Below are 25,139 nucleotides of genomic sequence, written 5' to 3' on the forward strand. Positions count from 1 at the left end.
ACCGGAACACAACTGTCGCGGCTGTCGCGGCTGTTGACGGGAAGTGGCTGGTGCGCGGCAGGGACGGAAGACTCACCGCCTACGCGCTCCACGCCGGCGGAGTGCTCCGGTGGACGGAGACGCGGCCGGGAGGGCCGGACTGGTCAGGGCCCGACCTCTTCGAGGTCCCTCATCTGACGCACCTCTCCCTCGCCCAGGGCGCGGACGGCTATGTGCATCTCCTCGGGCGGCGTTCCGTACCGCAGAAGGACGGGCCGCCCGTCGTCGATGTGGTGCACGCCATCCAGTACCAGAGTGGCCGTGCTCTCAACGGGTGGCACTCCCTGGGCAATCCGCGCAAGAACACGGACCAGGCGTCCGGCATGGGTGCGCCTGCCGGCACCGTGAGTCCGTCCGGGCTTGTGCACTTCTTCGTGCGGACCGCGGCGGGGGGTGTGATGCTCCGGCGCGACGACAAGGCCGGCACCTGGGAGTCGTGGCACAACTTGAACGCCCGCGGTGCCGAGGAGGGAATGGCCGTCACGCTGGGCGCGTCCGGCGCTGTCGATCTGCTCGTCCAGGGCCCGGGCGGTGCGATGCGCTGGCGGCAGGCGGCCCGGGACGGGAAGTTCTCGCGGGAGGAGGACATGCCCGTCCAGATGGCGCCGGCCAGTGTGACCTCGCTGGAGACCGCCCCGGACCGGTGCACGTACTACTGGACCGATCCGGCCACGGGGGGAGTGGTGGCCTACCGCCTCGGGGGCTGGGTGATCCCGCTCGGCGGCGCCCCGGCCGAGGGCCCGGTCTCCGTCCTGCGTGCCCCGCTCGACGGTTACGACTGCACGGTCCTGGCCCATCGCGATGTGGACGGCCACGTCATGGTCGCCGCCTGCGGTACCGAGAACGAGGGGGAGGGCTGTGGTGGTCACCGACCGGGGTGCGGACGGGCCTGCCTCCGGCCCTGGCGACCGACGGTGCCGGCCGGGTCGTGGTGGCGATGATCGGCGCGGACGGCGCGCTGTACGTCGCGCGTCAGAATCCTGAACCAGGGCTTGCCATGGCGCCCGCCGAACGCGTCTGACTCCGTGACCTCCCCTGGGACCTGTCGGTCATCGGCGGCACGGTCGATTTGTCTAATCTGTCGGTAATTTCAGCTACTTGAGGCTTTCGGGTCGTACATTGACACGAAGCCTCGAACTGATGAAGATGTGATCGCTCTGTGAAAGTTAAAAGTTCTATTTCATGTCACTAATGACTACTTGTGGTGAATGAAGAGCGCAGAGCGGCGGCGGCATCCACGGGGGATCCGCGAAGAGCTCTGCCGGTCTCCGACCGCGGGCAGATCAAGGAGTGATGGCGTGCGGCGGCGTTTGTCCGGCCCGGGTGCGGTGTGGTGGATGTGACCATCATTCCCGGGCCGATCGTGCGCCCTGTCGCCGAGCCGCTCTCCGGTCACGCGCCGGCCCCCCTCGCGCCGGCGCCCTCGTACCCGCAGCAGCCGAGCACGCCCGGCCGGGCGACGGACGACGTCTACGTCGAACCGGGCCTCACCCCTCTCGGCGCCCGGGAGGCGAACCGTTCCACCGTGGCCGATCTGCTCCGGTCCGCCGGAGTCTCCTTCTTCGCCGTACGCGGAGCCTCCGACCACGGCACCGTCCTCGCGGTGGCCGAGGAGGACCGGGAAGTCGTCCTGGGCGCTCTCTTCAGGGGCATGGGACAGTACGCCGGTCACCTGAGCGTGATCGACCCGCAGGCGTCCGTGCCCGTCGTCCCCGGTCCTCGCGGGATCCCAAGGCGTGGCGTGGTGTCCGTACGGCCGCCGCCGTACAGGTCAGCTGGTTTCGCACGGACCCAGGCAGACACCTGCTGATGGGTCACGAGTACGGCTGCGCCGTGGAGTTCTGGCGCTGGCACGGCACGCACCTCGTCGCGCCCAGGGCCAACAGGGTCACCTGGGCGGTCTCGGGCGAGGGCGGGAACGTCCTCGGAGCGCCGCGGCTGTTCAGCCGTTTCGTCGCCGAGCGAACCTCACGGCACGACGCCCCTCCGCTCGCCACCAGGCCCGAGTTCCTGGTGAGTTGCGTGGAGGACATCGACTTCCCCGTCGATGCCGTATACACCTGGGTGGACGGGAACGACCCCGCCTGGCAGCAGCGCAAGGCCGCGGCGAAGGGTGAGGTCTACCACGCGGAGTCCGCGAGCGACGCCCGCTTCATCAGCCGTGACGAACTGCGCTACTCGGTCCGCTCGCTCCACATGTTCGCCCCGTGGATACGCAACATCTACATCGTCACCGACGACCAGGTCCCGGCGTGGCTCCGCGAGGACGTGCCAGGCATACGGGTGGTGAGCCACCGGGAGGTGTTCCGGAACCCCGCGGACCTGCCGACGTTCAACTCGCACTCCATCGAGAGCCAGTTGCACCACATCGAAGGGCTCTCGGAGCACTTCCTCTACTTCAACGACGACATGTTCGTCGGCCGCCCCGTGGCGCCGCACGCCTTCTTCACCCCGAGCGGGACGGCGCGGTACTTCCCCTCGCGCAACCGCATACCCCAGGGGCCGGTCGTGGAGACCGACACCCCGGTCGACGCGGCCTGCAAGAACAACCGCGCGCTTCTCAGGGAGCGGTTCGGCCGGGTGATCACCCAGCCCATGGAGCACATCCCCTACGCGCTGCGCCGCAGCGCGATGGAGGAAGCGGAACGGGACTTCCCGCAGGCGTGGGCCCGTACGGCCGCCAGCCGCTTCCGGGCGATGACGGACCTGTCCACGACCTCCTCGTTCGGGCTGTACTACGCGGCGCTGACCGGACGGGCCCAGCCGGCGAGCATGCCGTTCACCTACCTCCAGCTGGCGGTGCCCGATCTGGCGGACCGGCTGCAACGGCTCCTCGACAGCCGGAGCCAGGACGCCTTCTGTCTGAACGACGCGTTCTCCACACCGGAGGACATCGAGGCGCAGCAGGAGCTGCTCGACGGATTCCTCAACGCCTACTTCCCTGTTCCCAGTCCCTACGAGCGATGAATCGGGGTTCGTGACATGACCGATTCGAGTTCGGCCGCCAGGGTCTACCAGCGCATCGTTCCCCGACCGGTGCGTGCGGTGGCCGGTAACCGCGTGTCGCCCGGGGTCAGGCGCAAGGTCAAGGGCGGCCTGGTGCGCACCCTGAACCGCCGCGAGGCGCGCCTGCACCGGCGCGCGCTGCGGATGGTCCGCAAGGGCGACTTCGCCAGTGCGTCCGACCGAAGGGCGCGCACACCGGACGGCCGGGTAGGGCATGTGCACCAGGGCCTCACCGTCGATCTGGCGCGTCGCCTCGACCACGACCTGGTGACCTCGGCGCTGGACGCCGCCGACATTCCGTGGTTCGCGGTGCCCGCGCTCGACGACCGCCGCATCTGCCTCGCCGTGGAGCAGCAGGACAAGGGGCAGGTCCGCAGAGTTCTGCGCGCGTTGCTGGAGGAGCACACCGGATACGTCGTGTCGGCGGCCCCCGTCGACAACGACACCCGCCTGGTCCCGGGGAGCCACGTCAAGGCGTGGAAGAACTACGCCAAGGCCAAGGCCATCCGGGTCACCTGGCTGCGCACCGAACCCACCGAGAACCTCTGGGTGGGCGAGGACCAGGGCATCGAGATCGAGTTCTGGACGGTCAACAGCGACCTGTCGCACGATCGCCTGGTGGGGCCCCGCCCCAACCGGGTACAGCGCGTCGTGTCCAGGGACGCCCTGGGGATCGAGATCGGTTTCGACCGGCTCTCGGGCTACTGCGACATCGACGGTGACCTGGGTCCCTCGGTCACCCTGGAACAGTTCGACATCGCCCGCCTCGAAGAGATCACCTTCCCCGTGGACGCCGTACTCCTGTGGGAGCACCCGGGCGCCTGGGGAGAGGAGCTGCTGCGGGCGTCGCTGCGCTCCCTCCACCAGTACGCCCCCTGGGTCGATGTCGTGCATGTGGTGGCTCAGGCGCCGGTGCCGGAGTGGCTCAGGGCCGACGACGGCCGGCTCGCCGTGACCTCCGCCCCGCACGGGGCGGACGGCCGGCTCCACCTCCTGACCGACATCGCGGAACACTTCCTCGTGTTCCGTCCGGGTGCGCTGCTCGGGCGGCCGACCCGTCCGTTCGACTACTTCACGCCCAACGGCACGACCCGGCCGCGGCGGGGTATGTGGACGGCGGCGGAGTCGTTCGCGCCCTGGACCGGGCACGCGTACTCCGCGACCGGCCGTGCCGTGACCCAGACCTTCGCGCCGGGGCCGCAGCCCTACACCCGCTCGGTCCTGCGCGGGCTCGCGGAGAGCGGGGCGGCGGCGGAGCCCTCTCCCGACGGGCAGACGCAGCCCAGGCTCCCCGGGGCCCACCCGGCGGACGGGCTGGCCCACCACTTCGCGTTCGCGCACGGACTCGCCGATCCCTCGGGCGAGACGACCGCCGTCGTGCACGCGGCCCTTCCCGGCATCACGCTGCAGCTCGATCGGCTCCTCGCACGCCGTGACCTGCAACAACTCCATTTCTTCGGGCTCGGGAGCGATGAGGCGCTCAGCCACGGCGGCAGCAGGGCGGTCGTCGGTTTCCTGCGCCGCTACTTCCCCGTGGCGAGTCCGTTCGAGCACGGCTATCCAGAGGACCCGGGCACGTACACGTGAGCACAAGTAATCCGGAGGCATCCGCTGTCGTCGGGGTGTACCGCACTTTCGTTCCCCGCTCCCTGCGACGTCGTGTGGCCCGACTGGTTCCCATGCGCCTGCGCACCGGTCTCAAGGGGCTGCTGCGGCGCCTTCACATCATCACCTGGGCGGCGAGGTTCGCCCGGGGGCGCACGGCGCGACGCCGCTGGCCCCATCTCTTCCGTGCCTCGGAGAGCCTGGCGGTCCTCTCGGGCCGGGGAGGGATGATCGCGCTCGTGCGCGCCACCGCCTCCCCGCTGGGCCTGCGGGAGGCGAACCTGGAGCTGATCGTCTCGCTGCTCGACGACGCGGGCATCGACTACTTCGCCGTCCGGGGCAACTCCGACTTCAGGTCCGTCCTCGGCGTCTCGGAGCAGGACCGGGAACGTGTCGTGGCCGCCCTCGCGACGACCCGCCTCACCGCGCCGGTATACGTCTCCGCCTGCTCCGGTGAACGGCTCGTCGGGAGCTCATCGCTCTGCGGCTCCGTCCGGGCCCGGCGTACCGGGAGCCGGGCCCGCGTGCTGCGCACCGGCATGGTGTGGGCCGATCCCGGCAACTCGCTCGTGCTGGGCCTGCGGTACGGCTGCGACATCGAGTTCTGGCGTACCGAGGACGGCCGGCTGGTCGCGCCCAGGCCGAACCGCGTCACCGAGGACATCGCCCTGGACGAACCGCGTGTCAGCGTCCCCGTCAGCCGGCTGACCGGGTTCGCCGCCCTGCACACGCGCCGCACGCAGTCGGTGCGCACGGTCGAGGCATGTGCCGACGTGCTGCCGGAGGACGTGCGTTTCCCCGTCGACGTCGTCTACACCTGGGTGGACGGGGCCGCCCCGGAGTGGCAGCGGCGCCGTGCCCGGTTCAGCGACGGGGGCTACCACACCGAGTCTGCGAACGCCGCCCGGTACATCAGCCGGGACGAACTCCGCTACTCCCTGCGGGCGTTGGAGCAGAACGCGCCCTGGGTCCGTCATGTCTACCTGGTGACCGACCGGCAGCGGCCCGACTGGCTCAGCCTGCGCAGTTCCCGTCTCACCGTGGTCGACCACACGGAGATCTTCCAGGATCCGGCCGCGCTGCCGACGTACAACTCCCACGCCATCGAAAGCCAGCTGCATCACATCGACGGCCTGTCCGAGCACTTCCTGTACTTCAACGACGACATGTTCCTGGGCTGTCCGACCACGCCCGGCGACTTCTTCCTGTCGAACGGGATGACCCGGACCTTCTTCTCCCCCTCACAGGTGCCCAGATGGGGGCTCACGGTCGGGGACCGCCCGGTCGACGCCGCGGGCAAGAACAACCGCAAGATCATCCTCGACAACTTCGGGTCCGCCCTCGTGCAGAAGCTCCGGCACGCCCCGTACGCCCTGCGGCGCAGTGTCCTCTTCGAGATGGAGAAGGAGTTCGCCGGGGCGCACCACAGCACCTCGCACAGCAGGTTCCGCAGCGCGACCGACATCTCCATACCGTCCTCGCTCTACCACTACTACGCGTACTTCACAGGACGAGCCGTGCCCTCGGAGATCAGCTTCGCCTACCTCGACCTCGCGAAGCCGGAGATCTCCAGACGGCTGGGCATCCTGCTGAACCGGCGTGACCGGCAGGCGTTCTGCATCAACGACACGGTCTCCGACACGTTCGAGGTGAACCGGCAGACGCTCATGCTGAACGCCTTCCTGGAAGCCTATTTCCCCGTGCCGAGCCCGTTCGAGCGGAAGGAACGTGAGGCCCGGTGAAGGTCTCGTTCCTGATCAACAACGTCTACGGCATCGGCGGCACCAACCGTACGGTGATCAATCTCGCCGAAGCACTGGCGGTCCGGCACGAGGTCGAGATCGTCTCGGTCTTCCGGCGCAGCGCCGCGACGAAGTTCGAGATCTCCCCGCGCATCAAGGTCCGTGCCCTGGTGGACCTGCGCTCCGGATCGGCGGACGTGAAGGCGCCGGGCAGTGACGAGCCGAGCGAGGTCGTCCCGCGCCAGGAGGAGTTCTACGCCCAGTACAGCAGGTTCACCGACGCGAGGATCATCCAGGACCTCGGCCGGACCGCCGCCGACGTGGTGGTGGGCACCAGGCCGAGCCTGAACCTGTTCGTCGCGCGGTACACCCGGGACTCCGCCCTGCGCGTCGCCCAGGAACACATGACACATCTGGCGATTCCGCCGGCCGTCCGGGCCGAGATGGCCCGTTTCTACCCCCGGCTCGACGCCGTGACGACGGTGACGGACGCCGACGCCCGCTCGTTCCTGGAGAACACCCCGGTTCCGGGTATCCCCGTCATCGGCATTCCGAACAGCGTGCCCCGTCCTGTCGTCGCGCCCGCGGACGGCTCACACAAGGTGATCGTGAGCGCGGGCCGCATGCACCAGGTCAAACGCTACGACCTGCTGCTCCGCGCGTTCGGCATGCTCGCCGACGAGTTCCCGGACTGGCAGCTGCGGATCTACGGCGACGGAGGGGAGGCCGCCAGGCTGCGGGCGCTCACCACCGAACTCGGGCTGGCCGGACGCGCCCTGCTCATGGGCGGTTTCTCGCCGATCGAGTCGGAATGGGCCAAGGGATCGATCGCCGCCGTCACCTCCAGCGCCGAGTCCTTCGGCATGACGCTGGTGGAGGCGATGCGGTGCGGACTGCCCGTCGTGTCCACCGACTGCCCCGTGGGACCGCGCGAGATCCTGCGCCACGGGGAGGACGGCCTGCTGGTCAGGACCGAGGACGCGGAGGCCGTCGCCCAAGGGCTGCGGACGCTGATGGCCGACGACGGGCTCCGCCGCGGCATGGGCGCGGCCGCCCTGCGCAACTCCGCGCGCTACGACCCCGAGGCGGTCGCGGCACGTTACGTCGAGCTGTTCGAGGAGGCCGCGCTCCGGCGGTCCACCCTGGACCGCGGCTACCGCGTCCCGACCAGGCCCACGACTGCCCTCACCGCGCAGCCGACCGTGCCACCCGTCTCGATCGCGGCGGCGACGGCCGACGTCGCGGCCGACGACGCGGGCTGGCTGAGGTTCTCCGCCGTCGGCCCGCAGGACGGCAAGCACCGCTGGCAGTTCGTCCTCCGGCACAACCCGTCGGACGGCAAGCGGCTGCCGGACATGGCTCTGCGCACCACCCGCAGACCGCTCGGCAACGGCGGCACGCGCTACACGGCCGCGCTGACACCCTCCGCCCTGATGGACCTCGGCGACGGCAGGTGGCGGGTCACCATGACCTCGGCCAAGTCGGCCACCGTCCACATGAAGGCCGGTATCCGGGACACGCGGAAGCTGATCGGGGCCAGGGCGGCCGTCCTCGCCGGCACCCGGCCGGCGCCGGTCGGCTGGAACCTCCCCTACGCCCAGCCGAACGGAAAGCTGATGCTCCGTACGGTTCTGCGGCAGGACCACGTCGAGTCGACCGCCGTCGACGTCGACGAGCACGGGATCACGCTCACCGGCGTCCTCTGCGGGGCGAGCCGGATCGAGCCCGGTGCGCTCTTCGTGGTCAGCAGGCGCGGGCCGTACCCGGCCAACTTCACCGTGCCCGTGCAGGTGCTCGCGGACAACACCTTCCGCGCCGAAGTGCCGCTCCGCAGGGTGGTGGACCATCGCCTCGACCGCTGGGAGGACTGGGACTGGTGGCTCCAGCCCTCCCCGGACAGCTGGCGCAAGATCCGCGTCTGCCATCTCCTGGAGGACTTCCCCGACGTCAAGGGCACGTTCGTGTACCCCGCTGTGCCGGTCGTGGGGGACGAGACCTCGGAGTTCGTGTGCGTCCACCCGGCCAGGCCCGTCCGGGTGCGCCCGTACTGCTCCGCCTCAGGGGCCATGGCCATGAACGTCGTCGACCGCTAGAACTCCTTGAATGGGGATAAAATGAACCGCACGATATTTGTCCTCGGGGATTCCGTTCCGGCGCCTCGCACGGACGAGGAGGCCCCCATGGCCGGCTGGGGGCAGAAGATCCAGGAGCTGCTCGTCGGCCCGATCGAGGTCGCGAACTACGCCCGCAGCGCGATGACCACGCGTAAGTACTACACGGAACGGTTCGCGGGGCTCCTCAACCGGATGAACCCGGGGGACGTCGTCCTCCTCGGGTTCGGCGGCGTGGACCACATGATCCACAACGGCTCGCGCTACGTCCCGGTGCCCGAGTACCAGGAACTCCTCGGGCTCTTCACGGACTACATCCGCAGCGAGGGCGGAGTACCGGTCATGGTCACTCCCACGGCGCGCTACGCCTTCTCCGCTTCCGGCGAGGTGAAGAACACCCGGGGTGAGTACCCGCGCGCCATGGCGGAGGTCGCCGCGGAGCGAGGCGTCCCCCTGATCGACCTCACCGGCATCACGATGAGTCTCTGGTCCAGGATCGGTCCGACCCGGCTGCGCCAGTACTTCTGCTGGCTGGACGCGGGTGAGCACCCGCTGCACCCGGACGGGAACATCGACTCCAGCCATCTGAACCACCCCGGGGCCTACGAGGTCGCGCGCCTGCTCGTCGCCGGCCTCGTCGAGCGGTCGGTCCTCAGCCGGGCCGACGTGGACATAGCGGCGCTGATGGAACCAGAGGGGCTGCCCCCGGTCTCGCACGAGTTCACGGTCCAGTCACCCGAATCCGCCCTGCACTACGCCAGGCCCAGCGGCGGGGCACCGAGCTTCGCCCGCCCGGTGACGGGTGCCAGGGTGGGCCCCATGACCAAGTTGTCGGGCACCGCCGCGCCCGGCACCAACTACCTCCTCTTCTTCGAGCAGGGGCAGTACATCGGGGGAACCGGGGTGGGCGGCACGGGTCAGTGGATGTGGCGCCGCGCGGTCGAGTGGGCTCCGGGGGACCACGTCGTCCAGTGCGTCGGGCTCCGGGCGGACGGCTGTTCGGCCAGGGCCGAGCAGCACTTCCAGGTGATCGCCGAGGTGGCGCCCACGGTCATCACCGCGCCGAAGGAGAACACGTTCACGGGGCCGAAGGTGCGCTTCGCCGGACGCGCCCAGGGCGCGACCAAGGTCGTGCTGATGGAGGGCGGCCGGCTGATCGGCGCGACCGCCGCCGACGAGAAGGGCGAGTGGCACTACACCCACGCCCACCGCTGGCGGGCGGGACACCACGCCGTCGACGTCATCGCGCTGTTCGGCGCTCAGGAGTCCGCTCCCGCCACCGTACGGTTCAAGGTCGTCGGCGTCCCGGAGAACAGCGGCATCCGCGCGGCGGGCAGCTCCCGCGAGGAGTGCGGCGAGGCGTGCGACCACCGGCCGTTCACCGGTACCTGGTGACCGGAGGGCAGAACGACGGGCCGGCCGATGACGTCTCGGCCGGCCCGTCGTCGTACCCGCTCCCGACTAGGCGGGAACGCTCGCCACGCCCGGTGCCAGGAACTTCCTGCCGTTGACGCGCTCCGAGATGCCCGCCCGGTCCAGGTACGGGGTGATGCCGCCCAGGTGGAAGGGCCAGCCCGCGCCGGTGATCAGGCAGAGGTCGATGTCCTGGGCCTCGGCGACGACGCCCTCGTCCAGCATCAGGCCGATCTCCTGCGCCACCGCGTCCAGGACGCGGTCACGGGCCTGCTCCTCGCTCAGGACGACGTCGCCCTGCTTCAGGAGCGCGGCGACCTCCGGGTCCAGCTCCGGCCTGCCGGAGTCGTAGACGTAGAAGCCGCGCTTGCCGGCCTTGACCACCGCGGCCAGGTTCTCCGAGACCGTGAAGCGGTCCGGGAAGGCGCGGTGCAGGGTCTCGGAGACGTGCAGGCCGATGGCGGGGCCGACCAGCTCCAGGAGGACCAGCGGGGACATCGGCAGACCGAGGGGCTCCACGGCCTTCTCGGCGACGGCGACCGGGGTGCCCTCGTCGATGACGTTCTGGATCTCGCCCATGAAGCGGGTGAGGATGCGGTTGACGACGAACGCCGGGGCGTCCTTCACCAGCACCGCGGTCTTCTTCAGCTTCCGTGCGACACCGAAGGCCGTGGCCAGCGAGGCGTCGTCGGTCCGCTCGCCGCGGACGATCTCCAGCAGCGGCAGGACCGCGACCGGGTTGAAGAAGTGGAAGCCGACGACCCGCTCGGGGTTCTTCAGCTTCGACGCCATCTCGGTGACCGAGAGGGATGAGGTGTTGGTGGCGAGGATCGCGTGCGCCGGGGCGACCGCCTCGACCTCCGCGAACACCTGCTGCTTGACGCCGATCTCCTCGAAGACGGCCTCGATGATGAAGTCGGCGTCGGAGAAGCCCTCCGCCTTGTCCAGCACGCCGGAGACCAGGCCCTTGAGGCGGTTGGCCTTGTCCTGGTTGACGCGGCCCTTGCCGAGCAGCTTCTCGATCTCGGCGTGGACGTAGCCCACACCCTTGTCGACCCGTGCCTGGTCGATGTCCGTGAGGACGACCGGGACCTCCAGGCGGCGCAGGAAGAGCAGGGCGAGCTGGCTGGCCATCAGGCCCGCGCCCACCACACCGACCTTGGTGACCGGACGGGCCAGCGCCTTGTCCGGGGCGCCTGCCGGGCGCTTGGCGCGCTTCTGCACCAGGTTGAAGGCGTAGATGCCGGAGCGCAGCTCGCCGCCCATGATCAGGTCCGCGAGGGCCTGGTCCTCGGCGTCGAAACCGGCACCGAGGTCGCCGTCCTTGGCCGCGGCGATGATGTCCAGCGCGCGGTACGCGGCCGGGGCCGCCCCGTGCACCTTGGCGTCGGCGATGGCCCGGCCCCGGGCGACGGCCTGGTCCCAGGCGTCACCGCGGTCGACGTCGGGGCGCTCCACCGTGAGCGTGCCGCCGAGCACGGCGGCGGTCCAGATGAGCGACTGCTCCAGGAAGTCGGCGCCGTCGAAGAGCGCGTCTGCGATCCCGAGCCCGAAGACCTGCTCGCCCTTGAGCTGGCGGTTCTGGTTGAGCGAGTTCTCGATGATCACCGTGACGGCGCGGTCGGCGCCGATCAGGTTGGGGAGCAGTGCGCAGCCGCCCCAGCCGGGAACCAGGCCGAGGAAGACCTCGGGCAGCGAGAAGGCGGGAGCGCCCGGGAGACGGTGCGGTACGTGCAGTGCAGACCGACCTCGACACCGCCGCCCATGGCCGCGCCGTTGTAGTACGCGAACGTCGGGACCGCGAGGCCGGAGAGCCGGCGGAAGACGTCGTGGCCGCCCTTGCCGATGGCCAGCGCGTCCTCGCGCTCCTTCAGGAGCTCGACGCCCTTGAGGTCGGCGCCGACCGCGAAGATGAACGGCTTGCCGGTGATGCCGATACCGGTGATCGCGCCGTCGGCGGCCTCCTTCTCGACCTGGTCGATCGCCGCGTCCAGGTTGGCGAGCGACTGCGGTCCGAAGGTGGTCGGCTTGGTGTGGTCCAGGCCGTTGTCGAGCGTGATCAGCGCGAACCTGCCGGCACCGGCCGGGAGGTCGAGGTGGCGTACGTGCGCCTGGGTGACGACCTCGCCGGGGAACAGCTCGGCCGCGCCCTTCAGAAGCTCAGTGGTGGTGCTCACTTGCTGCCTCCGTTGAAGTTCGGGTTCTCCCAGACGACGGTCGCGCCCATGCCGAAGCCGACGCACATGGTCGTCAGGCCGTAGCGGACCTCGGGCTGCTCCTCGAACTGGCGGGCCAGCTGCGTCATCAGACGCACGCCGGAGGAGGCCAGCGGGTGGCCGTAGGCGATGGCGCCGCCGTACTGGTTCACCCGGGCGTCGTCGTCGGCGATGCCGTAGTGCTCCAGGAAGGCGAGCACCTGCACGGCGAACGCCTCGTTGATCTCGAAGAGACCGATGTCGGAGATGGAGAGACCCGCCTTGGACAGGGCCTTCTCGGTCGCCGGGATCGGGCCGTAGCCCATGACCTCCGGCTCGACGCCCGCGAAGGCGTACGAGACGAGGCGCATCTTGACCGGGAGGCCCAGCTCGCGGGCGACGTCCTCGGCGGCGAGCAGCGAGGCGGTGGCGCCGTCGTTGAGCCCCGCCGCGTTACCGGCGGTCACGCGGCCGTGGGCGCGGAACGGGGTCTTCAGACCGGCCAGGGACTCCATCGTGGTGCCCGGGCGCATCGGCTCGTCGGCGGTGACCAGGCCCCAGCCCGTCTCACCGGCCTCGGCGTTGGTGCGGCGCACGGAGACCGGCACCAGGTCCTGCTGGATCTTGCCGTCGGCGTACGCCTTGGCGGCCTTCTCCTGCGAGCGCACCGCGTACTCGTCGGCGCGCCGCTTGGTGATCGTGGGGTAGCGGTCGTGCAGGTTCTCCGCGGTCATGCCCATGAAGAGGGCGGACTCGTCGACCAGCTTCTCCGATACGAAGCGCGGGTTCGGGTCCACACCCTCGCCCATCGGGTGGCGGCCCATGTGCTCGACACCGCCGGCCACGACGACGTCGTACGCGCCGAAGGCGATGGAGCCGGCCGTCGAGGTGACGGCGGTCAGCGCGCCCGCGCACATGCGGTCGATCGAGTAGCCGGGGACGGACTGCGGCAGACCTGCCAGGATGCCGGCGGTACGGCCGAGCGTCAGGCCCTGGTCACCGATCTGCGTGGTCGCCGCGATGGCGACCTCGTCGATCCTGGCGGGGTCCAGATCCGGGTTGCGTCGCAGCAGCTCCCGGATGGCCTTCACGACGAGATCGTCGGCGCGGGTCTCGTGGTAGATGCCCTTGGGGCCCGCTTTGCCGAACGGGGTGCGGACGCCGTCGACGAAGACGACATCCCGGATGGTACGAGGCACGGTGGCTCTCCTCCAGGGTGCGGGGTGGCACTGCTGCGGGGCGCGCTGGGAAGTGCGCCGCCGCCCTCATGCTACTTGCGGGTAACCAGACTGCCCACCCCCCACCACCGGAGCGTCGAACGTCACACGTCGGGACCCCGCCCCACGGTCACGGGCAGTGATGATGCCCGCCCGGCGGGGCCCGTCCCCGCGACCTCGTCAACGTGGCGTGATTTCGCCCCTCCGCGACGGCGATCCGGCCGCTCCCTGCCCCGCCCCCACCAGCGGAACACCCCCGGCCGGAGGCCAGGGGTGTGGGTGTTCGCGAGGGGGGCAGGTCAGGTGTCGGTGCTCAGCGCCCGGAACAGGAGCGGCGAAACCTGTTCGATCTGCCAGTGTCGCGCCCCGTAACCGGCGAGCGTGTCCTCCAGCGAGGAGGGCGTCATGTTCTGGGGCGGCTCCCAGCAGACCCGGCGCACGGTGTCCGGGGTGATCAGGTTCTCCTGCGGCATGTTCAGCCGCTCGGCCAGCTCGGACACCGCGGCGCGGGCCGCCGAGAGACGCGCGGCGGCCGCCGGGTCCTTGTCCGCCCAGGAGCGCGGCGGCGGCGGACCGGCGAGCTGCTGGCCCGGCTGCGGAAGCTCGGACTCGGGCAGCGCCCTGGCCCGGTCGACGGCCGCCTGCCACTGCTCCAGCTGACGGCGGCCCATCCGGTGGCCGAAGCCCGGCAGGGCGGTGAGGGCCTGCACGGTGAGCGGGAGCGCCAGGGCCGCCTCCACGATCGCGCCGTCACCGAGGATCTTGCCCGGCGAGACGTCCCGGCGCTGCGCCACCTCGTCCCGGGTGTTCCACAGCTCCCGGACGACCGCCATCTGACGGCGGCGGCGCACCTTGTGCATGCCGGACGTACGGCGCCACGGGTCCTTGCGCGGGGGCGCGGGCGGGGCCGAGGCGATCGCTTCGAACTCCTCCCGTGCCCACTCCAGCTTGCCCTGCTGGTCGAGCTCCTCCTCCAGGGCGTCGCGCAGGTCGATCAGCAGCTCGACGTCGAGGGCGGCGTAGCGCAGCCAGGGGTCGGGAAGCGGCCGGGTGGACCAGTCGACGGCGGAGTGCCCCTTCTCCAGCGCGTAACCCAGCACGCTCTCCACCATCGCGCCGAGGCCGACCCGGGGGAAGCCCGCCAGCCGTCCGGCGAGCTCGGTGTCGAAGAGCCCGGTGGGGACCATGCCTATTTCGCGCAGGCAGGGGAGGTCCTGGGTCGCGGCGTGCAGAATCCACTCGCTGCCCGACAGGGCGGCGCCGAGTCCGGACAGGTCGGGGCAGCCCACCGGGTCGATCAGAGCGCTGCCCGCCCCCTCGCGACGCAGCTGTACGAGGTAGGCGCGCTGGCCGTAGCGGTACCCGGAGGCGCGCTCGGCGTCGACGGCCACGGGGCCGGTGCCCGCGGCGAAGGCGGAGACCACCTGGGCCAGGGCGTCGTCGGACGCCACCACCGGGGGAATGCCCTCGCGCGGTTCGAGCAAGGGGATCGGCGCCGGGGCGACGTCGTCCGGGGGAGCGCCCCCGGTGGTTCGCAGTGAAGTGTCTTCTGCGGTCTCTTGGGCGTCGGTCACATGTCAAGGGTATCTGTGTATGCACGGCGCCCGTCGACGGAATGATCCGTCGACGGGCGCCGATGCGCGTATTCCAGCCGGGGCCGCATCCGTGCACGTGGCGGCCGGGGGAGTGGCGGTCAGTGGATGATGCCCGTCCGCAGGGCCACGGCGACCATTCCTGCGCGGTCTCCGGTGCCGAGCTTGCGGGCGATGCGGGCGAGGTGGGACTTGACGGTCAGGGCGGAGAGGCCCATCGAGACGCCGATGGCCTTGTTGGACTGGCCTTCGGCGACCAGGCGGAGCACCTCCACCTCGCGGCCTGACAGTTCGCGGTAGCCGCCCGGGTGGCTCGGGGAACCGGGAGGCCGGCGGTGCATACGGGCGGCGTTGGCGCCGATCGGTGCGACGCCGGGGCGGGTGGGGTGGCCGATGTTCGTACGGGTGCCGGTGACGACGTAGCCCTTCACGCCGCCCGCGAGGGCGTTGCGCACGGCACCGATGTCGTCGGCGGCGGAGAGGGCGAGGCCGTTGGGCCAGCCCGCGGCTCGGGTCTCGGACAGCAGGGTCAGCCCGGAACCATCGGGCAGGTGGACCTCGGCAACGCAGATGTCGCGCGGGTTGCCGATTCGGGGACGGGCCTCCGCGATGGACGACGCCTCGATGACGTCACGAACTCCGAGTGCCCACAGGTGCCGGGTGACGGTGGAACGGACACGGGGGTCGGCGACGACGACCATGGCCGTCGGCTTGTTCGGGCGGTAGGCGACCAGGCTTGCGGGCTGCTCAAGGAGAACGGACACCAGGCCTCCTGGGGAGTGGCGGGACGGGCCGGCTCGGGGATGAAGCCGGGGCGAACCGTGCTTGAAGGGTCATTGACCTCTTCGGCAGCAGGCCCGTCCTCCTTTAGAGGAAGATCACGATTTGGTGAGTAACAATTCGGGCAAATAGGACACGCGATCGATTGTACGAAAAGAGAGCCGGTGCATGTGCGAGCAATGTGACGCAGTGTTACGAAACCTGGGGTCCGCGCCGCTGAGGAAGTGTCACCACCGTCGCGTCGGAGATCCCCGAGGGCGGCAGACCGGCGACCTGGCAGAGCAGCTCACTCCACGCCACCAGGTGCCCCGCCGCGTCCGGGACCCCGCCGCGCCCCTCACGGGGCGTCCACGAGGCCCTGATCTCGATCTGGGTCGCGGGCCGGCGCGAGGAGAGCGCGCCGAAGTAGTGCGACCCGGCGCGCGTCACCGTGCCGCCCGCCTCCCCGTACGACAGTCCGCGCGCGTCCAGCGCCCCCGTCAGCCAGGACCAGCACACCTCGGGCAGCAGCGGGTCCGCCGCCATCTCCGGCTCCAGCTCCGCCCGTACGAGCGTCACCAGACGGAAGGTGCCCTGCCAGGCGTCGTGCCCGGACGGGTCGTGCAGGAGTACGAGACGCCCGTCGGCGAGATCGTCCTCGCCGTCCACGACCGCCGCCTCCAGGGCGTACGCGTGCGGAGCGAGGCGCTGAGGCGGCCTCGTCGGCTCGACCTCCAGTTCTGGGCGCAGCCGCGCGGAGCGCAACGCGTCGACCGCCGACCGGAACGCGGGCGGGACGGATGCCTCCTCCCTGCTGTCCTTACTGTCCTTGCTGTCAGCGCCATCGGAATGATCGGAATATTGTCCCTGAGCCGGAGCCATGCGGGGAAGAGTAGGCGGAACCGGAGCCTCGCGCAGGGAGGGACACCCGGGCGGCACAAGCTCCTTACGGTGTCGTGCGAAGATTCCTGTTGTGAGTGCCAACGATCGCCCCCCGGGCCAGCAGACGAAGCCATCCGCCACCCATGAGTCGGCGTTCCTCAAGGCGTGCCGTCGCGAGCCCGTACCGCACACCCCGGTGTGGTTCATGCGCCAGGCGGGGCGCTCGCTCCCCGAGTACCTGAAGGTCCGCGAGGGCATCGCGATGCTCGACTCCTGCATGATGCCGGAGCTCGTCACCGAGATCACGCTCCAGCCCGTGCGCCGCCACAAGGTCGACGCCGCGATCTTCTTCAGCGACATCGTCGTCCCGCTCAAGGCCATCGGCATCGACCTCGACATCAAGCCGGGCGTCGGCCCGGTGATCGCCGAGCCGATCCGCACCCGCGCCGATCTGGCCCGGCTGCGCGACCTCACGCCCGAGGACGTCCCGTACGTCACCGAGGCCATGGGCATGCTCACCGCGGAGCTCGGGGCCACGCCGCTCATCGGTTTCGCCGGGGCGCCGTTCACTCTCGCGAGCTACCTGGTGGAGGGCGGCCCGTCCCGCAACCACGAGCGCACCAAGGCGATGATGTACGGCGACCCGGAGCTCTGGGCCGACCTGCTCGACCGCCTCGCGGAGATCACCGGCGCCTTCCTGCAGGTGCAGATCGAGGCCGGCGCGTCCGCCGTCCAGCTCTTCGACTCCTGGGTGGGGGCCCTGGCCCCCGCCGACTACCGGCGCTCGGTCATGCCGGCCTCCGCGAAGGTCTTCGACGCCGTCGCCCCGTACGGCCTCCCACGCATCCACTTCGGTGTCGGCACCGGTGAACTCCTCGGGCTGATGGGCGAGGCCGGCGCGGACGTCGTCGGCGTCGACTGGCGGGTCCCGATGGACGAGGGCGCACGCCGGGTCGGCCCCGGCAAGGCGCTCCAGGGCAACCTCGACCCCGCCGTCCTCTTCGCCCCCACCGGGACCGTGGAGGCCAAGACCCGCGAGGTGCTCGACGCCGCCGCCGGTCTGGAGGGCCACATCTTCAACCTCGGCCACGGCGTCATGCCGACGACCGACCCCGACGCGCTGACCCGCCTCGTGGAGTACGTCCACACCCGGACGGCGCGCTGACCGTCCGCAGGGTGAACGCGGCGGCACGTCAGGCCGAGCCGGCCTCCCGTACCGCCGCGTTCACCTTGCGGGCCGCCACCAGGACCGGGTCCCAGACCGGTGAGAACGGCGGGGCGTAGCCGAGGTCGAGCGCCGTCACCTGGTCCACGGTCATCCGTGCGGTCAGCGCCACCGCCGCGATGTCCACCCGCTTCGCCGCCCCCTCGCGCCCCACGATCTGCACGCCCAGCAGCCGGCCCGTGCGGTACTCCGCGAGCATCTTCACCGTCATCGGCCGCGCCCCCGGGTAGTAGCCCGCCCGGCCGGTGGACTTGACCGTCGCGGTGACGAACCGCAGCCCGACCGCCTCGGCGTCCTTCTCGCGCAGCCCCGTCCTGGCGATCTCCAGATCGCAGACCTTGCTCACCGCCGTCCCTACGACTCCGGGGAACGTCCCGTAGCCGCCGCCCACGTTCGCCCCGATCACCTGCCCGTGCTTGTTGGCGTGGGTGCCGAGCGCGATGTGGCGCAGGCGGCCCGAGACCAGGTCCAGGACCTCGACGCAGTCGCCGCCCGCCCAGATGTTCTGGTGGCCCATGACGCGCATCGAGGGGTCCGTCAGCAGGCCGCCGTGGCTCCCGAGCGGGAGGCCCGCCGCACCCGCAAGCGCCGTCTCCGGCGTGACGCCGATGCCGAGCACCACCACATCGGCCGGATAGGTCTCCCCGTCCGTCGTGACGGCCGTGACCCGGCCGTCGGGGCCGGTGCGGACTCCGGTGACCTCGGCGCCGCTCACCGTCGTGATGCCCATACCGTCCATCGCCTCGTGCACCAGGCGGCCCATGTCCGGGTCGAGCGTCGACATCGGCTGAGGCCCGCGGTTGAGGACCGTGACCTCGAAGCCGCGCTTGAGCATCGCCTCGGCCATCTCGACACCGATGTACCCCGCGCCGACGACGACCGCGCGCCGGCCCGGCGCCCGGTCCAGCGAGTCCAGCAGCGCCTGCCCGTCGCCGAGGGTCTGCACCCCGTGGACACCGGCGGCGTCCATCCCCGGCAGCTCCGGGCGCACCGGGCGGGCGCCGGTCGCGATCACCAGCTTGTCGTAACCCGTCCAGGACGCCTCGCCGCTGTCCCGGTCCACCGCGCGCACCCGCTGCCCGGCGACGTCGATCTCCGTCACCTCGGTGCGCATCCGCAGGTCGATCGCGCGTTCCCGGTGCTCCTCGGGCGTACGGGCGATGAGGTCGTCCCGCTGCCCGACGTCCCCGCCCACCCAGTACGGGATGCCACAGGCGGAGTACGAGGTGAAGTGGCCGCGCTCGAAGGCGACGATGTCCAGCTCGTCGGGTCCCCTGAACCTGCGGGCCTGCGACGCGGCGGACATGCCCGCCGCGTCGCCCCCGATGACGACCAGTCGCTCCGCTGCCATGCCAGCTCCCTTCGCCGTGCGTGCCGGTGGCCCACGCTACGGCGTCGTGCGGGGTGGGTGGCCTGCGGCCCCGCCCGGTCCTCAGCCGCCGGACGGCGCCTGAGGAGCTGCGGCCGGAGTGGCCGGGGTGGCCGGGACGGCCGGAGCCGCACGGCCGCGGCGGCGCAGACGCCGCAGGACCAGCAGGACGATCGCCGCCGCCGCCAGAAACGGGGCCGACGCCCCGAGCGCCATCGCGATCCAGCGCAGCATCGTCACGAACGCGTCCCAGCCGCCGCCCAGCGCGTCCATGAAGCCGGGCTCGCCGTCACCCGCCTTCGCGGCAGGGGAGTCCGGCTCGATGAGATCCAGTGTGATCGTGGCCAGCGTGGTGCGGTCCCTCAGTCCCGCCTGCTGGGCGAGGAGGGACTCCAGGGCACCCTGACGACTGCTCAGCTCCCCCTCCAGCGTCACCACGTCGGAGAGCTCCTCGGCCTGGTCCATCAGCTTGCGGACCCGGGCCACGCTCGCCTTCTGGGTGGCGATCCGGCTGTCGACGTCGACGACCTGGTCGGTGACGTCCTTCGCGTTCGACGTACGCGACAGGAGCTTCCCGGAGCCCGCGAGGCTCCGCAGGACGTCCTGGTACCGGTCCTCGGGCACGCGCAGGACGAGGTGCGAGCTCGTGTGCTCGTCGTCGACCCGCTCCGTGCTCTCGTTCGCCACCAGACCCCCGGCGCCCTCCGCCAGGGCCCTGGCCGCCGCGACCGCCCTCGGTACGCTCCTCACCTCGACGAACAGGGTGGACGTGCGGATGACGTGGGTGCCGGCCGCCTTCGGCTCGCCTGCTCCGGGCGCCCCCCTGGAGTCGTCGGCGGACCGCCCCCCGGCCGGTTTCTCCGCCCCCGCGCCGGGCCCCGCCTTCGAGTCGGCCTGTGCCCTGCTCCCGTCGCTCCCGGTGCCGGCGTCCTTGGTGTCCGGGGAGCCGCAGCCGCCGAGGGCCAGCAGGGTGGCGAGCATCCCCGCCACCAGGGCCGCCGTGGTGTGCCCGGTCCGCCGCCCGCGGCGTACGGGCCTGGCCGGTGCGAGTGGTCGCTCCAGGTGCGCTTGGGTGTCCATGTCTGATCCCCCGGGGTGGTGGCCGATGTCGGCGGTTCGACGTACGGCCCCCGGCGCGGGTTGCCTGCCTGCGGTTTCGATGCGGTCACGGTCGGGACTCGGCAGGGGTTTGAGAGAGTGGACCCATGCAGGGTTCTCATCAGCGCGTGAACACGCGCACGGGTCATGTCGTCGTCATCGGCGGTGGCATCGCCGGTCTGGCGGCCGCGCACCGGCTGCTGGGCACCGGGCTGCGGGTCACGCTCCTGGAGGCGACGGACCGGGTCGGCGGCAAGCTCATGACGGGCGAGATCGCGGGGACACGGGTCGACCTCGGCGCGGAGTCGATGCTCGCCCGCCGCCCCGAAGCGGTCGCCCTGGCCAGGGCCGTCGGACTCGGCGACCGCCTCCAGCCGCCCGCCACCGCCACCGCGTCGGTGTGGACCAGGAACGCCCTGCGCCCCATGCCCAAGGGCCACCTCATGGGTGTCCCCGGTGACCCGGCGGCGCTCAGCGGCGTCCTCTCCCCGGCGGGCCTGGCCCGGATCGCCGAGGAACGCGACCTGACCCCCACCGCCGTGGGCGACGACGTGGCCGTGGGCGCGTACGTGGCCGACCGGCTCGGCCGCGAGGTCGTCGACCGGCTCGTGGAACCGCTGCTCGGCGGTGTGTACGCGGGTGACGCCTACCGGATCTCCATGCGGGCCGCCGTACCCCAGCTCTTCGAGGTGGTGAAGGAGGGCGGCTCGCTGCTGGACGGCGTACGGCGTGCCCAGGAGAGGGCCGCGGCCCGGCAACGGCCCGGTCCGGTCTTCCAGGGCATCGACGGCGGCGTCGGCAGCCTGCCCGGCGCCGTCGCCGACGCCGTACGGGCCGCGGGGGCACAGATCCTCACCCGGACGCCCGTCCTCGGCCTGACCCGGACCGCCGAGGGCTGGGACGTGCGCACCGACACCCGCGTGCTCACCGCCGACGGGATCGTCCTCGCCACCCCCGCCTGGTCCGCCTCGACGCTCCTGGCCGCCGAGTCCCCGGCCGCCTCCGCAGAACTGGCCGGTGTCGAGTACGCCTCGATGGCCCTCGTCACCATGGCGTTCCGGCGCTCCGACATCGCGGCGACCCAGGCACTCCAGGGGCGCTCCGGCTTCCTCGTACCGCCGGTCGACGGGCGCACGATCAAGGCGTCCACCTTCTCCAGCAACAAGTGGCGCTGGGTGGCGGACTCCGCGCCCGGCCTCTTCGTCCTGCGCACCTCCGTAGGCAGGTACGGCGATGAGGACCACCTCCACCGCGAGGACGCCGAGCTCGTCGACGTGTCCCTGCGGGATCTCGCCGACGCGACCGGACTCGCCGCCGCACCCGTCGACACCGAGGTCACCCGCTGGATCGGCGGGCTCCCGCAGTATCCGGTCGGCCACCTCACCCGTGTCGCCCGCATCCGCGAGGAGGTCGCCAGGCTGCCGGGCCTGCGGGTGTGCGGAGCGGTGTACGACGGTGTCGGCATCCCGGCCTGCGTCGCGAGCGCCCACCGTGCCGCGGACGAGATCGCCCGTGACATCGGCGGCGTGCTCGCCGGGAAGATCACGGAGGAGATCATCGACTCCCCACCCCTGGTCGAGGGCGCTCGGGGCGAGGCGGGACAATAGCCGTATGAGTGCTGCTGAGAGTGCGACATCAAGCAAGGCCCCGAACGCCGGCAAGAAGGCCAAGGACCTCAACGAGGTCATCCGCTACACCCTCTGGTCGGTCTTCAGGCTGCGCGACGTGCTGCCGCTGGACCGTGCCGGCTACGCCGACGAGGTGCAGGAGCTGTTCGACCAGCTCGGCGCGGAGGACGTCACCGTGCGCGGCACCTACGACGTGTCCGGGCTGCGGGCCGACGCCGACCTCATGATCTGGTGGCACGCCGAGACGTCCGACGAGCTCCAGAAGGCGTACAACCTCTTCCGGCGCACCAGGCTCGGCCGCGCTCTCGAACCGGTCTGGTCGAACATGGCGCTGCACCGCCCCGCCGAGTTCAACAAGTCGCACGTCCCGGCCTTCCTGGCCGACGAGACGCCGCGCGACTACATCAGCGTCTACCCCTTCGTGCGCTCCTACGACTGGTACCTGCTGCCGGACGAGGACCGCCGCCGCATGCTCGCGGACCACGGCAAGATGGCCCGCGGCTACCCGGACGTCCGCGCCAACACCGTCGCCTCCTTCTCCCTCGGCGACTACGAGTGGCTTCTCGCCTTCGAGGCCGACGAGCTGTACCGCATCGTCGACCTCATGCGCCACCTGCGCGCCTCCGAGGCGCGGCTCCACGTCCGCGAGGAGGTCCCGTTCTACACGGGCCGCCGCAAGTCGGTCGCAGACCTGGTGGCCGGGCTCGCATAGCCAGCGATTCCCGGCCACCCCAACCCGGAAGATCAGACGGTGGGCACCGGCGTTCCCCGCCACGTCCGCCGTTCCAGCGACACCGGGTTCGGCTTCCGGTGCGGCGCGCACTCCGCGCGCCGCACCGGTGTTCTTCCGGTCAGCAGGTACGTCTCCAGATGCCGGTCGACGCAGGCGTTGACGCCGCCGCCGACACCGTGCGAGCCGGCGTCCCGCTCCGTCACGAGCGCCGCGCCGCTCAGCCGCCGCTGGAGGGCGAGTGCCCCCTCGTACGGGGTCACCGCGTCGCGTTCGGCGGCCAGGATCAGGACCGGCGGCAGCTCGCCCCACTCCGTACCGACGTCGAGGGGCTTCTGCCGGGGCGCAGGCCAGTGGGCGCACGGCAGATTCGACCAGGCGTTGGCCCAGGTCCCGAACGGTGCGATCCGGGCGACCGCCGTGTGGTCGCGGTGCCACACCCGCCGGTCCGTGGGCCAGGGCGCGTCGTTGCACCGCACCGCCGTGTGGACCGCGTACGCGTTCTCGTCGTCCCGGGCCGCCGCCGCGCGGGGTGCCGCCTGGTCGGCCAGCGGCTTCGGATCGCCGTGCGCGTACTCCGAGAGCGCCGTCGCCCGCATCGCCCAGTAGTCGTCGTAGTACACGGCGCCGAGCATCGCGGAGTGCAGCTGCGCCGGCCCGGCCTTCCCGCCCGCCGGCCGCTCGGCGACGGCCTCGCGCACGGTGTCGTAACTCCGCTGCACCGCCCCGGCGTCGGCCCCCAGGCGGTACACGGCGTCGTGCTCGGCGACCCAGGTGCGGAAGTCCTCCCAGCGGGACTCGAAGGCCAGCGACCGGTCGAGATCCGAGCGGTACCAGATCCGGCCCGGGTCCGGATCGACGGCCGAGTCGAAGACCATGCGCCGGACGTGCGAGGGGAAGAGCGTGGCGTACACCGCCCCGAGGTAGGTGCCGTACGAGGCTCCCATGAACGTCAGCTTCCGCTCACCCAGCGCCGCCCGCAGGACGTCCAGGTCCCGGGCGTTGTCGAGCGAGGTGTAGTGCCGAAGAGCCGCACCCGCGTGGCGCGCGCAGCCGGCCGCGTACGCCTTCGCCCGCTCGGTCCGCAGCCGCTCGTACGCCGGTGAGGGGTGGGCCGGCAGGTCGGATGGCGCCTTCGCGAACTCGGCGGGGTCCTGGCAGGAGAGCGGGGCCGAGGGGAGGACACCGCGTGGGGCGTAGCCCACGATGTCGTAGGCGCGGGCGATCTTCCTCCACTCCGGCAACTCACCGACCAGCGGGAAGGTGATGCTGGAAGCGCCGGGACCGCCCGGGTTGTAGACGAACGAGCCCTGGCGCTCGCCGGGGTCCCCGGTGGCACGGGCGCGGCTGACGGTGAGGGCGAGGGTCCGGCCGTTCGGCGCCGCGTAGTCCAGAGGGACCTCGACGGTGCCGCAGCGCAGGTGGTCGGGGAGCATCTCCGCCTCGGGGCACGGCCCGAAGGAGATCCCGGTGGCCGCGGCGCGGGCCGCCGCGAGCCGGGTGCCGCGCGCCTCCGCGGAGATGGGCGCCGTGCGGTCGGGGGTGGTGGCGGGGGCCGGGGGAGCGGCCATGGCCGACAGGGCCACACACAGGACGGTTCCGTACAGCGCTGCTGCTCTCACGCGCGTTCCCTTCGTACAGCCGGTGGGGCCGGGGGGCCCGTGGAGCCGAAGGTGATGGTCAGGCGCGCGGTCAGCGAAGTAAAGCACCGTGCCGCGATGTCATGACCAATGCCCCGGATGGGCCGACCGGCCGGGACGACGCCCCGTCAGGGCCGCCCGCAGTGCCGGGTCCCGCACGGCACGCACCCCCTGGACGGCCACCGCGGCCAGCAGGTCGCGGTCGGCGCCCGACACCGGGGCGGGCAGCGAGTCCAGCCACCGCTGCCCGGCTGGGGAGGCCCACGGGCTGTACGGATGGCTCTCGACGCGCGCGACCGCCAGGCACCCGAGTGTGAGCACCAGCGGCAGCCCGAACCAGGCCGCCACCGGTCCCGCCCCGTCCGTCCCCTCGCCGGGAACGAGCACGGCGGCCCCGGCCAGCACCACGACGAGCACCGCGCAGGCGCGGACCGAACGCGCCGCCGACGCGACGTCCGTACGGGTCCCGGACGGGACGGCAAGACCCGCGGCGACGAGCCGGTCGGCGAGGGCGAGTACCGCCTCGGCGGCGGCCGCCGCGGCCCTTACCGGCCCTATCCGGGACTGGCCCTGCGGCCCGATGGCCCGTATGACGGTGCGTTCGACCTCGTCGCGGCCCTCCGGGTCGACGACGGTCGCCCAGCCGGTGTGGGCGAGCAGCAGTCGGCGCCGCAGATGCATGGAGACCAGCGCCAGGTCGGCGACCCGGTGCGGGCCTCCGGCCAGGAACGCCGTCTCGTACAGGTTCAGTGCGTGGTGGGCGGATTCCGGCCCGGTGGTGGACCGGGGCACCGCCGCGGCGGTCGCGAGGCACAGGCGGATGCACGACAAGGCCGCCGCGGCCCACGCGACCAGCAGGAACAAGACCCAGAGCATGCCGGATTTCTA

General features: G+C 71.6%; 18 protein-coding genes and 1 pseudogene. 10 read left to right on the top strand and 9 right to left on the bottom strand.

Annotation, left to right across the window (positions count from 1 at the left end; genetic code table 11):
- The first annotated feature begins 50 nt into the window (after positions 1 to 50).
- The 7 genes from Sfulv_RS23020 (at position 51) to Sfulv_RS23045 (ending at position 9,898) form a co-directional block, all read left to right on the top strand.
- Positions 51 to 980, top strand: coding sequence for a hypothetical protein (locus tag Sfulv_RS23020; protein WP_256669066.1), 930 nt, complete (start codon positions 51 to 53; stop codon positions 978 to 980).
- A 398-nt stretch (positions 981 to 1,378) separates the two neighbouring features.
- Positions 1,379 to 1,849, top strand: coding sequence for a hypothetical protein (locus Sfulv_RS30685; protein WP_256669068.1), 471 nt, complete (start codon positions 1,379 to 1,381; stop codon positions 1,847 to 1,849).
- Positions 1,849 to 3,006 (top strand): stealth family protein, encoded by a 1,158-nt coding sequence (locus tag Sfulv_RS23025; protein WP_246353809.1) that lies wholly within the window; start codon positions 1,849 to 1,851, stop codon positions 3,004 to 3,006. The genes Sfulv_RS30685 and Sfulv_RS23025 overlap by 1 nt, the downstream gene beginning before the upstream one ends.
- Before the next feature lie 15 nt (positions 3,007 to 3,021).
- The gene (locus Sfulv_RS23030; RefSeq protein ID WP_173316425.1) at positions 3,022 to 4,632 is read left to right on the top strand and encodes a sugar phosphotransferase; all 1,611 of its coding nucleotides are present in this window, start codon (positions 3,022 to 3,024) and stop codon (positions 4,630 to 4,632) included.
- Between the two features lie 92 nt (positions 4,633 to 4,724).
- Positions 4,725 to 6,392 (top strand): stealth family protein, encoded by a 1,668-nt coding sequence (locus tag Sfulv_RS23035; RefSeq protein ID WP_246353196.1) that lies wholly within the window; start codon positions 4,725 to 4,727, stop codon positions 6,390 to 6,392.
- The gene (locus tag Sfulv_RS23040; protein ID WP_173316427.1) at positions 6,389 to 8,485 is read left to right on the top strand and encodes a glycosyltransferase family 4 protein; all 2,097 of its coding nucleotides are present in this window, start codon (positions 6,389 to 6,391) and stop codon (positions 8,483 to 8,485) included. The genes Sfulv_RS23035 and Sfulv_RS23040 overlap by 4 nt, the downstream gene beginning before the upstream one ends.
- Before the next feature lie 21 nt (positions 8,486 to 8,506).
- Entirely contained in the window at positions 8,507 to 9,898 is a 1,392-nt protein-coding gene (locus Sfulv_RS23045) for a GDSL-type esterase/lipase family protein (protein WP_173316428.1), read from the top strand.
- Positions 9,899 to 9,964: 66 nt separating this feature from the next.
- Here the strand turns inward: Sfulv_RS23045 and Sfulv_RS23050 are convergent.
- From Sfulv_RS23050 to Sfulv_RS23070, 5 genes and pseudogenes are all read right to left on the bottom strand, one after another.
- Positions 9,965 to 12,093, bottom strand: a pseudogene (locus Sfulv_RS23050) (3-hydroxyacyl-CoA dehydrogenase NAD-binding domain-containing protein).
- Complete coding sequence (locus Sfulv_RS23055) at positions 12,090 to 13,310, bottom strand: thiolase family protein (RefSeq protein ID WP_173316429.1); 1,221 nt, start codon at positions 13,308 to 13,310, stop codon at positions 12,090 to 12,092. Before Sfulv_RS23055 ends, Sfulv_RS23050 begins: the two are co-directional and overlap by 4 nt.
- A gap of 317 nt (positions 13,311 to 13,627) precedes the next feature.
- Entirely contained in the window at positions 13,628 to 14,902 is a 1,275-nt protein-coding gene (locus tag Sfulv_RS23060; RefSeq protein WP_173316430.1) for an HRDC domain-containing protein, read from the bottom strand.
- 119 nt (positions 14,903 to 15,021) lie between these two features.
- Positions 15,022 to 15,684: a helix-turn-helix transcriptional regulator gene (locus Sfulv_RS23065; protein ID WP_173316431.1), complete on the bottom strand. Its 663-nt coding sequence runs from the start codon at positions 15,682 to 15,684 to the stop codon at positions 15,022 to 15,024.
- Positions 15,685 to 15,892: 208 nt separating this feature from the next.
- Positions 15,893 to 16,561, bottom strand: a complete 669-nt coding sequence (locus Sfulv_RS23070; RefSeq protein ID WP_173316432.1) for a DUF3000 domain-containing protein — start codon at positions 16,559 to 16,561, stop codon at positions 15,893 to 15,895.
- Positions 16,562 to 16,652: 91 nt separating this feature from the next.
- Between Sfulv_RS23070 and hemE the strand changes: the two genes are divergently transcribed.
- Complete coding sequence (hemE, locus tag Sfulv_RS23075) at positions 16,653 to 17,726, top strand: uroporphyrinogen decarboxylase (RefSeq protein ID WP_173316433.1); 1,074 nt, start codon at positions 16,653 to 16,655, stop codon at positions 17,724 to 17,726.
- Between the two features lie 28 nt (positions 17,727 to 17,754).
- On the opposite strand, the gene Sfulv_RS23080 is transcribed toward hemE, so the two are convergent.
- Entirely contained in the window at positions 17,755 to 19,137 is a 1,383-nt protein-coding gene (locus Sfulv_RS23080) for an FAD-dependent oxidoreductase (RefSeq protein WP_173316434.1), read from the bottom strand.
- 81 nt (positions 19,138 to 19,218) lie between these two features.
- Positions 19,219 to 20,235: a DUF4349 domain-containing protein gene (locus Sfulv_RS23085; RefSeq protein WP_173316435.1), complete on the bottom strand. Its 1,017-nt coding sequence runs from the start codon at positions 20,233 to 20,235 to the stop codon at positions 19,219 to 19,221.
- Positions 20,236 to 20,360: 125 nt separating this feature from the next.
- Between Sfulv_RS23085 and hemG the strand changes: the two genes are divergently transcribed.
- Both hemG and hemQ read left to right on the top strand, forming a co-directional pair.
- Positions 20,361 to 21,860 carry a protoporphyrinogen oxidase gene (hemG, locus tag Sfulv_RS23090; protein WP_173316436.1) on the top strand — a complete coding sequence of 500 codons (1,500 nt, stop codon included), beginning with the start codon at positions 20,361 to 20,363 and terminating at the stop codon, positions 21,858 to 21,860.
- Between the two features lie 4 nt (positions 21,861 to 21,864).
- Positions 21,865 to 22,593 (top strand): hydrogen peroxide-dependent heme synthase, encoded by a 729-nt coding sequence (gene hemQ / locus Sfulv_RS23095; protein ID WP_173316437.1) that lies wholly within the window; start codon positions 21,865 to 21,867, stop codon positions 22,591 to 22,593.
- Positions 22,594 to 22,625: 32 nt separating this feature from the next.
- Here the strand turns inward: hemQ and Sfulv_RS23100 are convergent, their stop codons facing one another.
- Both Sfulv_RS23100 and Sfulv_RS23105 read right to left on the bottom strand, forming a co-directional pair.
- Entirely contained in the window at positions 22,626 to 24,233 is a 1,608-nt protein-coding gene (locus tag Sfulv_RS23100) for an alpha/beta hydrolase (RefSeq protein WP_173316438.1), read from the bottom strand.
- A gap of 99 nt (positions 24,234 to 24,332) precedes the next feature.
- Positions 24,333 to 25,127: a TIGR04222 domain-containing membrane protein gene (locus Sfulv_RS23105; RefSeq protein WP_173316439.1), complete on the bottom strand. Its 795-nt coding sequence runs from the start codon at positions 25,125 to 25,127 to the stop codon at positions 24,333 to 24,335.
- Positions 25,128 to 25,139: the final 12 nt, after the last annotated feature.

The sequence above is a fragment of the Streptomyces fulvorobeus genome, from assembly GCF_013167895.1.
Lineage (GTDB): Bacteria > Actinomycetota > Actinomycetes > Streptomycetales > Streptomycetaceae > Streptomyces > Streptomyces fulvorobeus.

What these genes read in the sequence shown, in the direction of transcription:
- Sfulv_RS23025 (WP_246353809.1), top strand. Translation starts at nt 1,849, where the DNA reads ATGGGTCACGAGTACGGCTGCGCCGTGGAGTTCTGGCGCTGGCACGGC.
- Sfulv_RS23030 (WP_173316425.1), top strand. Translation starts at nt 3,022, where the DNA reads ATGACCGATTCGAGTTCGGCCGCCAGGGTCTACCAGCGCATCGTTCCC.
- Sfulv_RS23035 (WP_246353196.1), top strand. Translation starts at nt 4,725, where the DNA reads ATGCGCCTGCGCACCGGTCTCAAGGGGCTGCTGCGGCGCCTTCACATC.
- Sfulv_RS23045 (WP_173316428.1), top strand. Translation starts at nt 8,507, where the DNA reads ATGAACCGCACGATATTTGTCCTCGGGGATTCCGTTCCGGCGCCTCGC.
- Sfulv_RS23070 (WP_173316432.1), bottom strand. Translation starts at nt 16,561, where the DNA reads ATGGCTCCGGCTCAGGGACAATATTCCGATCATTCCGATGGCGCTGAC.
- Sfulv_RS23080 (WP_173316434.1), bottom strand. Translation starts at nt 19,137, where the DNA reads ATGGCAGCGGAGCGACTGGTCGTCATCGGGGGCGACGCGGCGGGCATG.
- Sfulv_RS23085 (WP_173316435.1), bottom strand. Translation starts at nt 20,235, where the DNA reads ATGGACACCCAAGCGCACCTGGAGCGACCACTCGCACCGGCCAGGCCC.
- hemG (WP_173316436.1), top strand. Translation starts at nt 20,361, where the DNA reads ATGCAGGGTTCTCATCAGCGCGTGAACACGCGCACGGGTCATGTCGTC.
- hemQ (WP_173316437.1), top strand. Translation starts at nt 21,865, where the DNA reads ATGAGTGCTGCTGAGAGTGCGACATCAAGCAAGGCCCCGAACGCCGGC.
- Sfulv_RS23105 (WP_173316439.1), bottom strand. Translation starts at nt 25,127, where the DNA reads ATGCTCTGGGTCTTGTTCCTGCTGGTCGCGTGGGCCGCGGCGGCCTTG.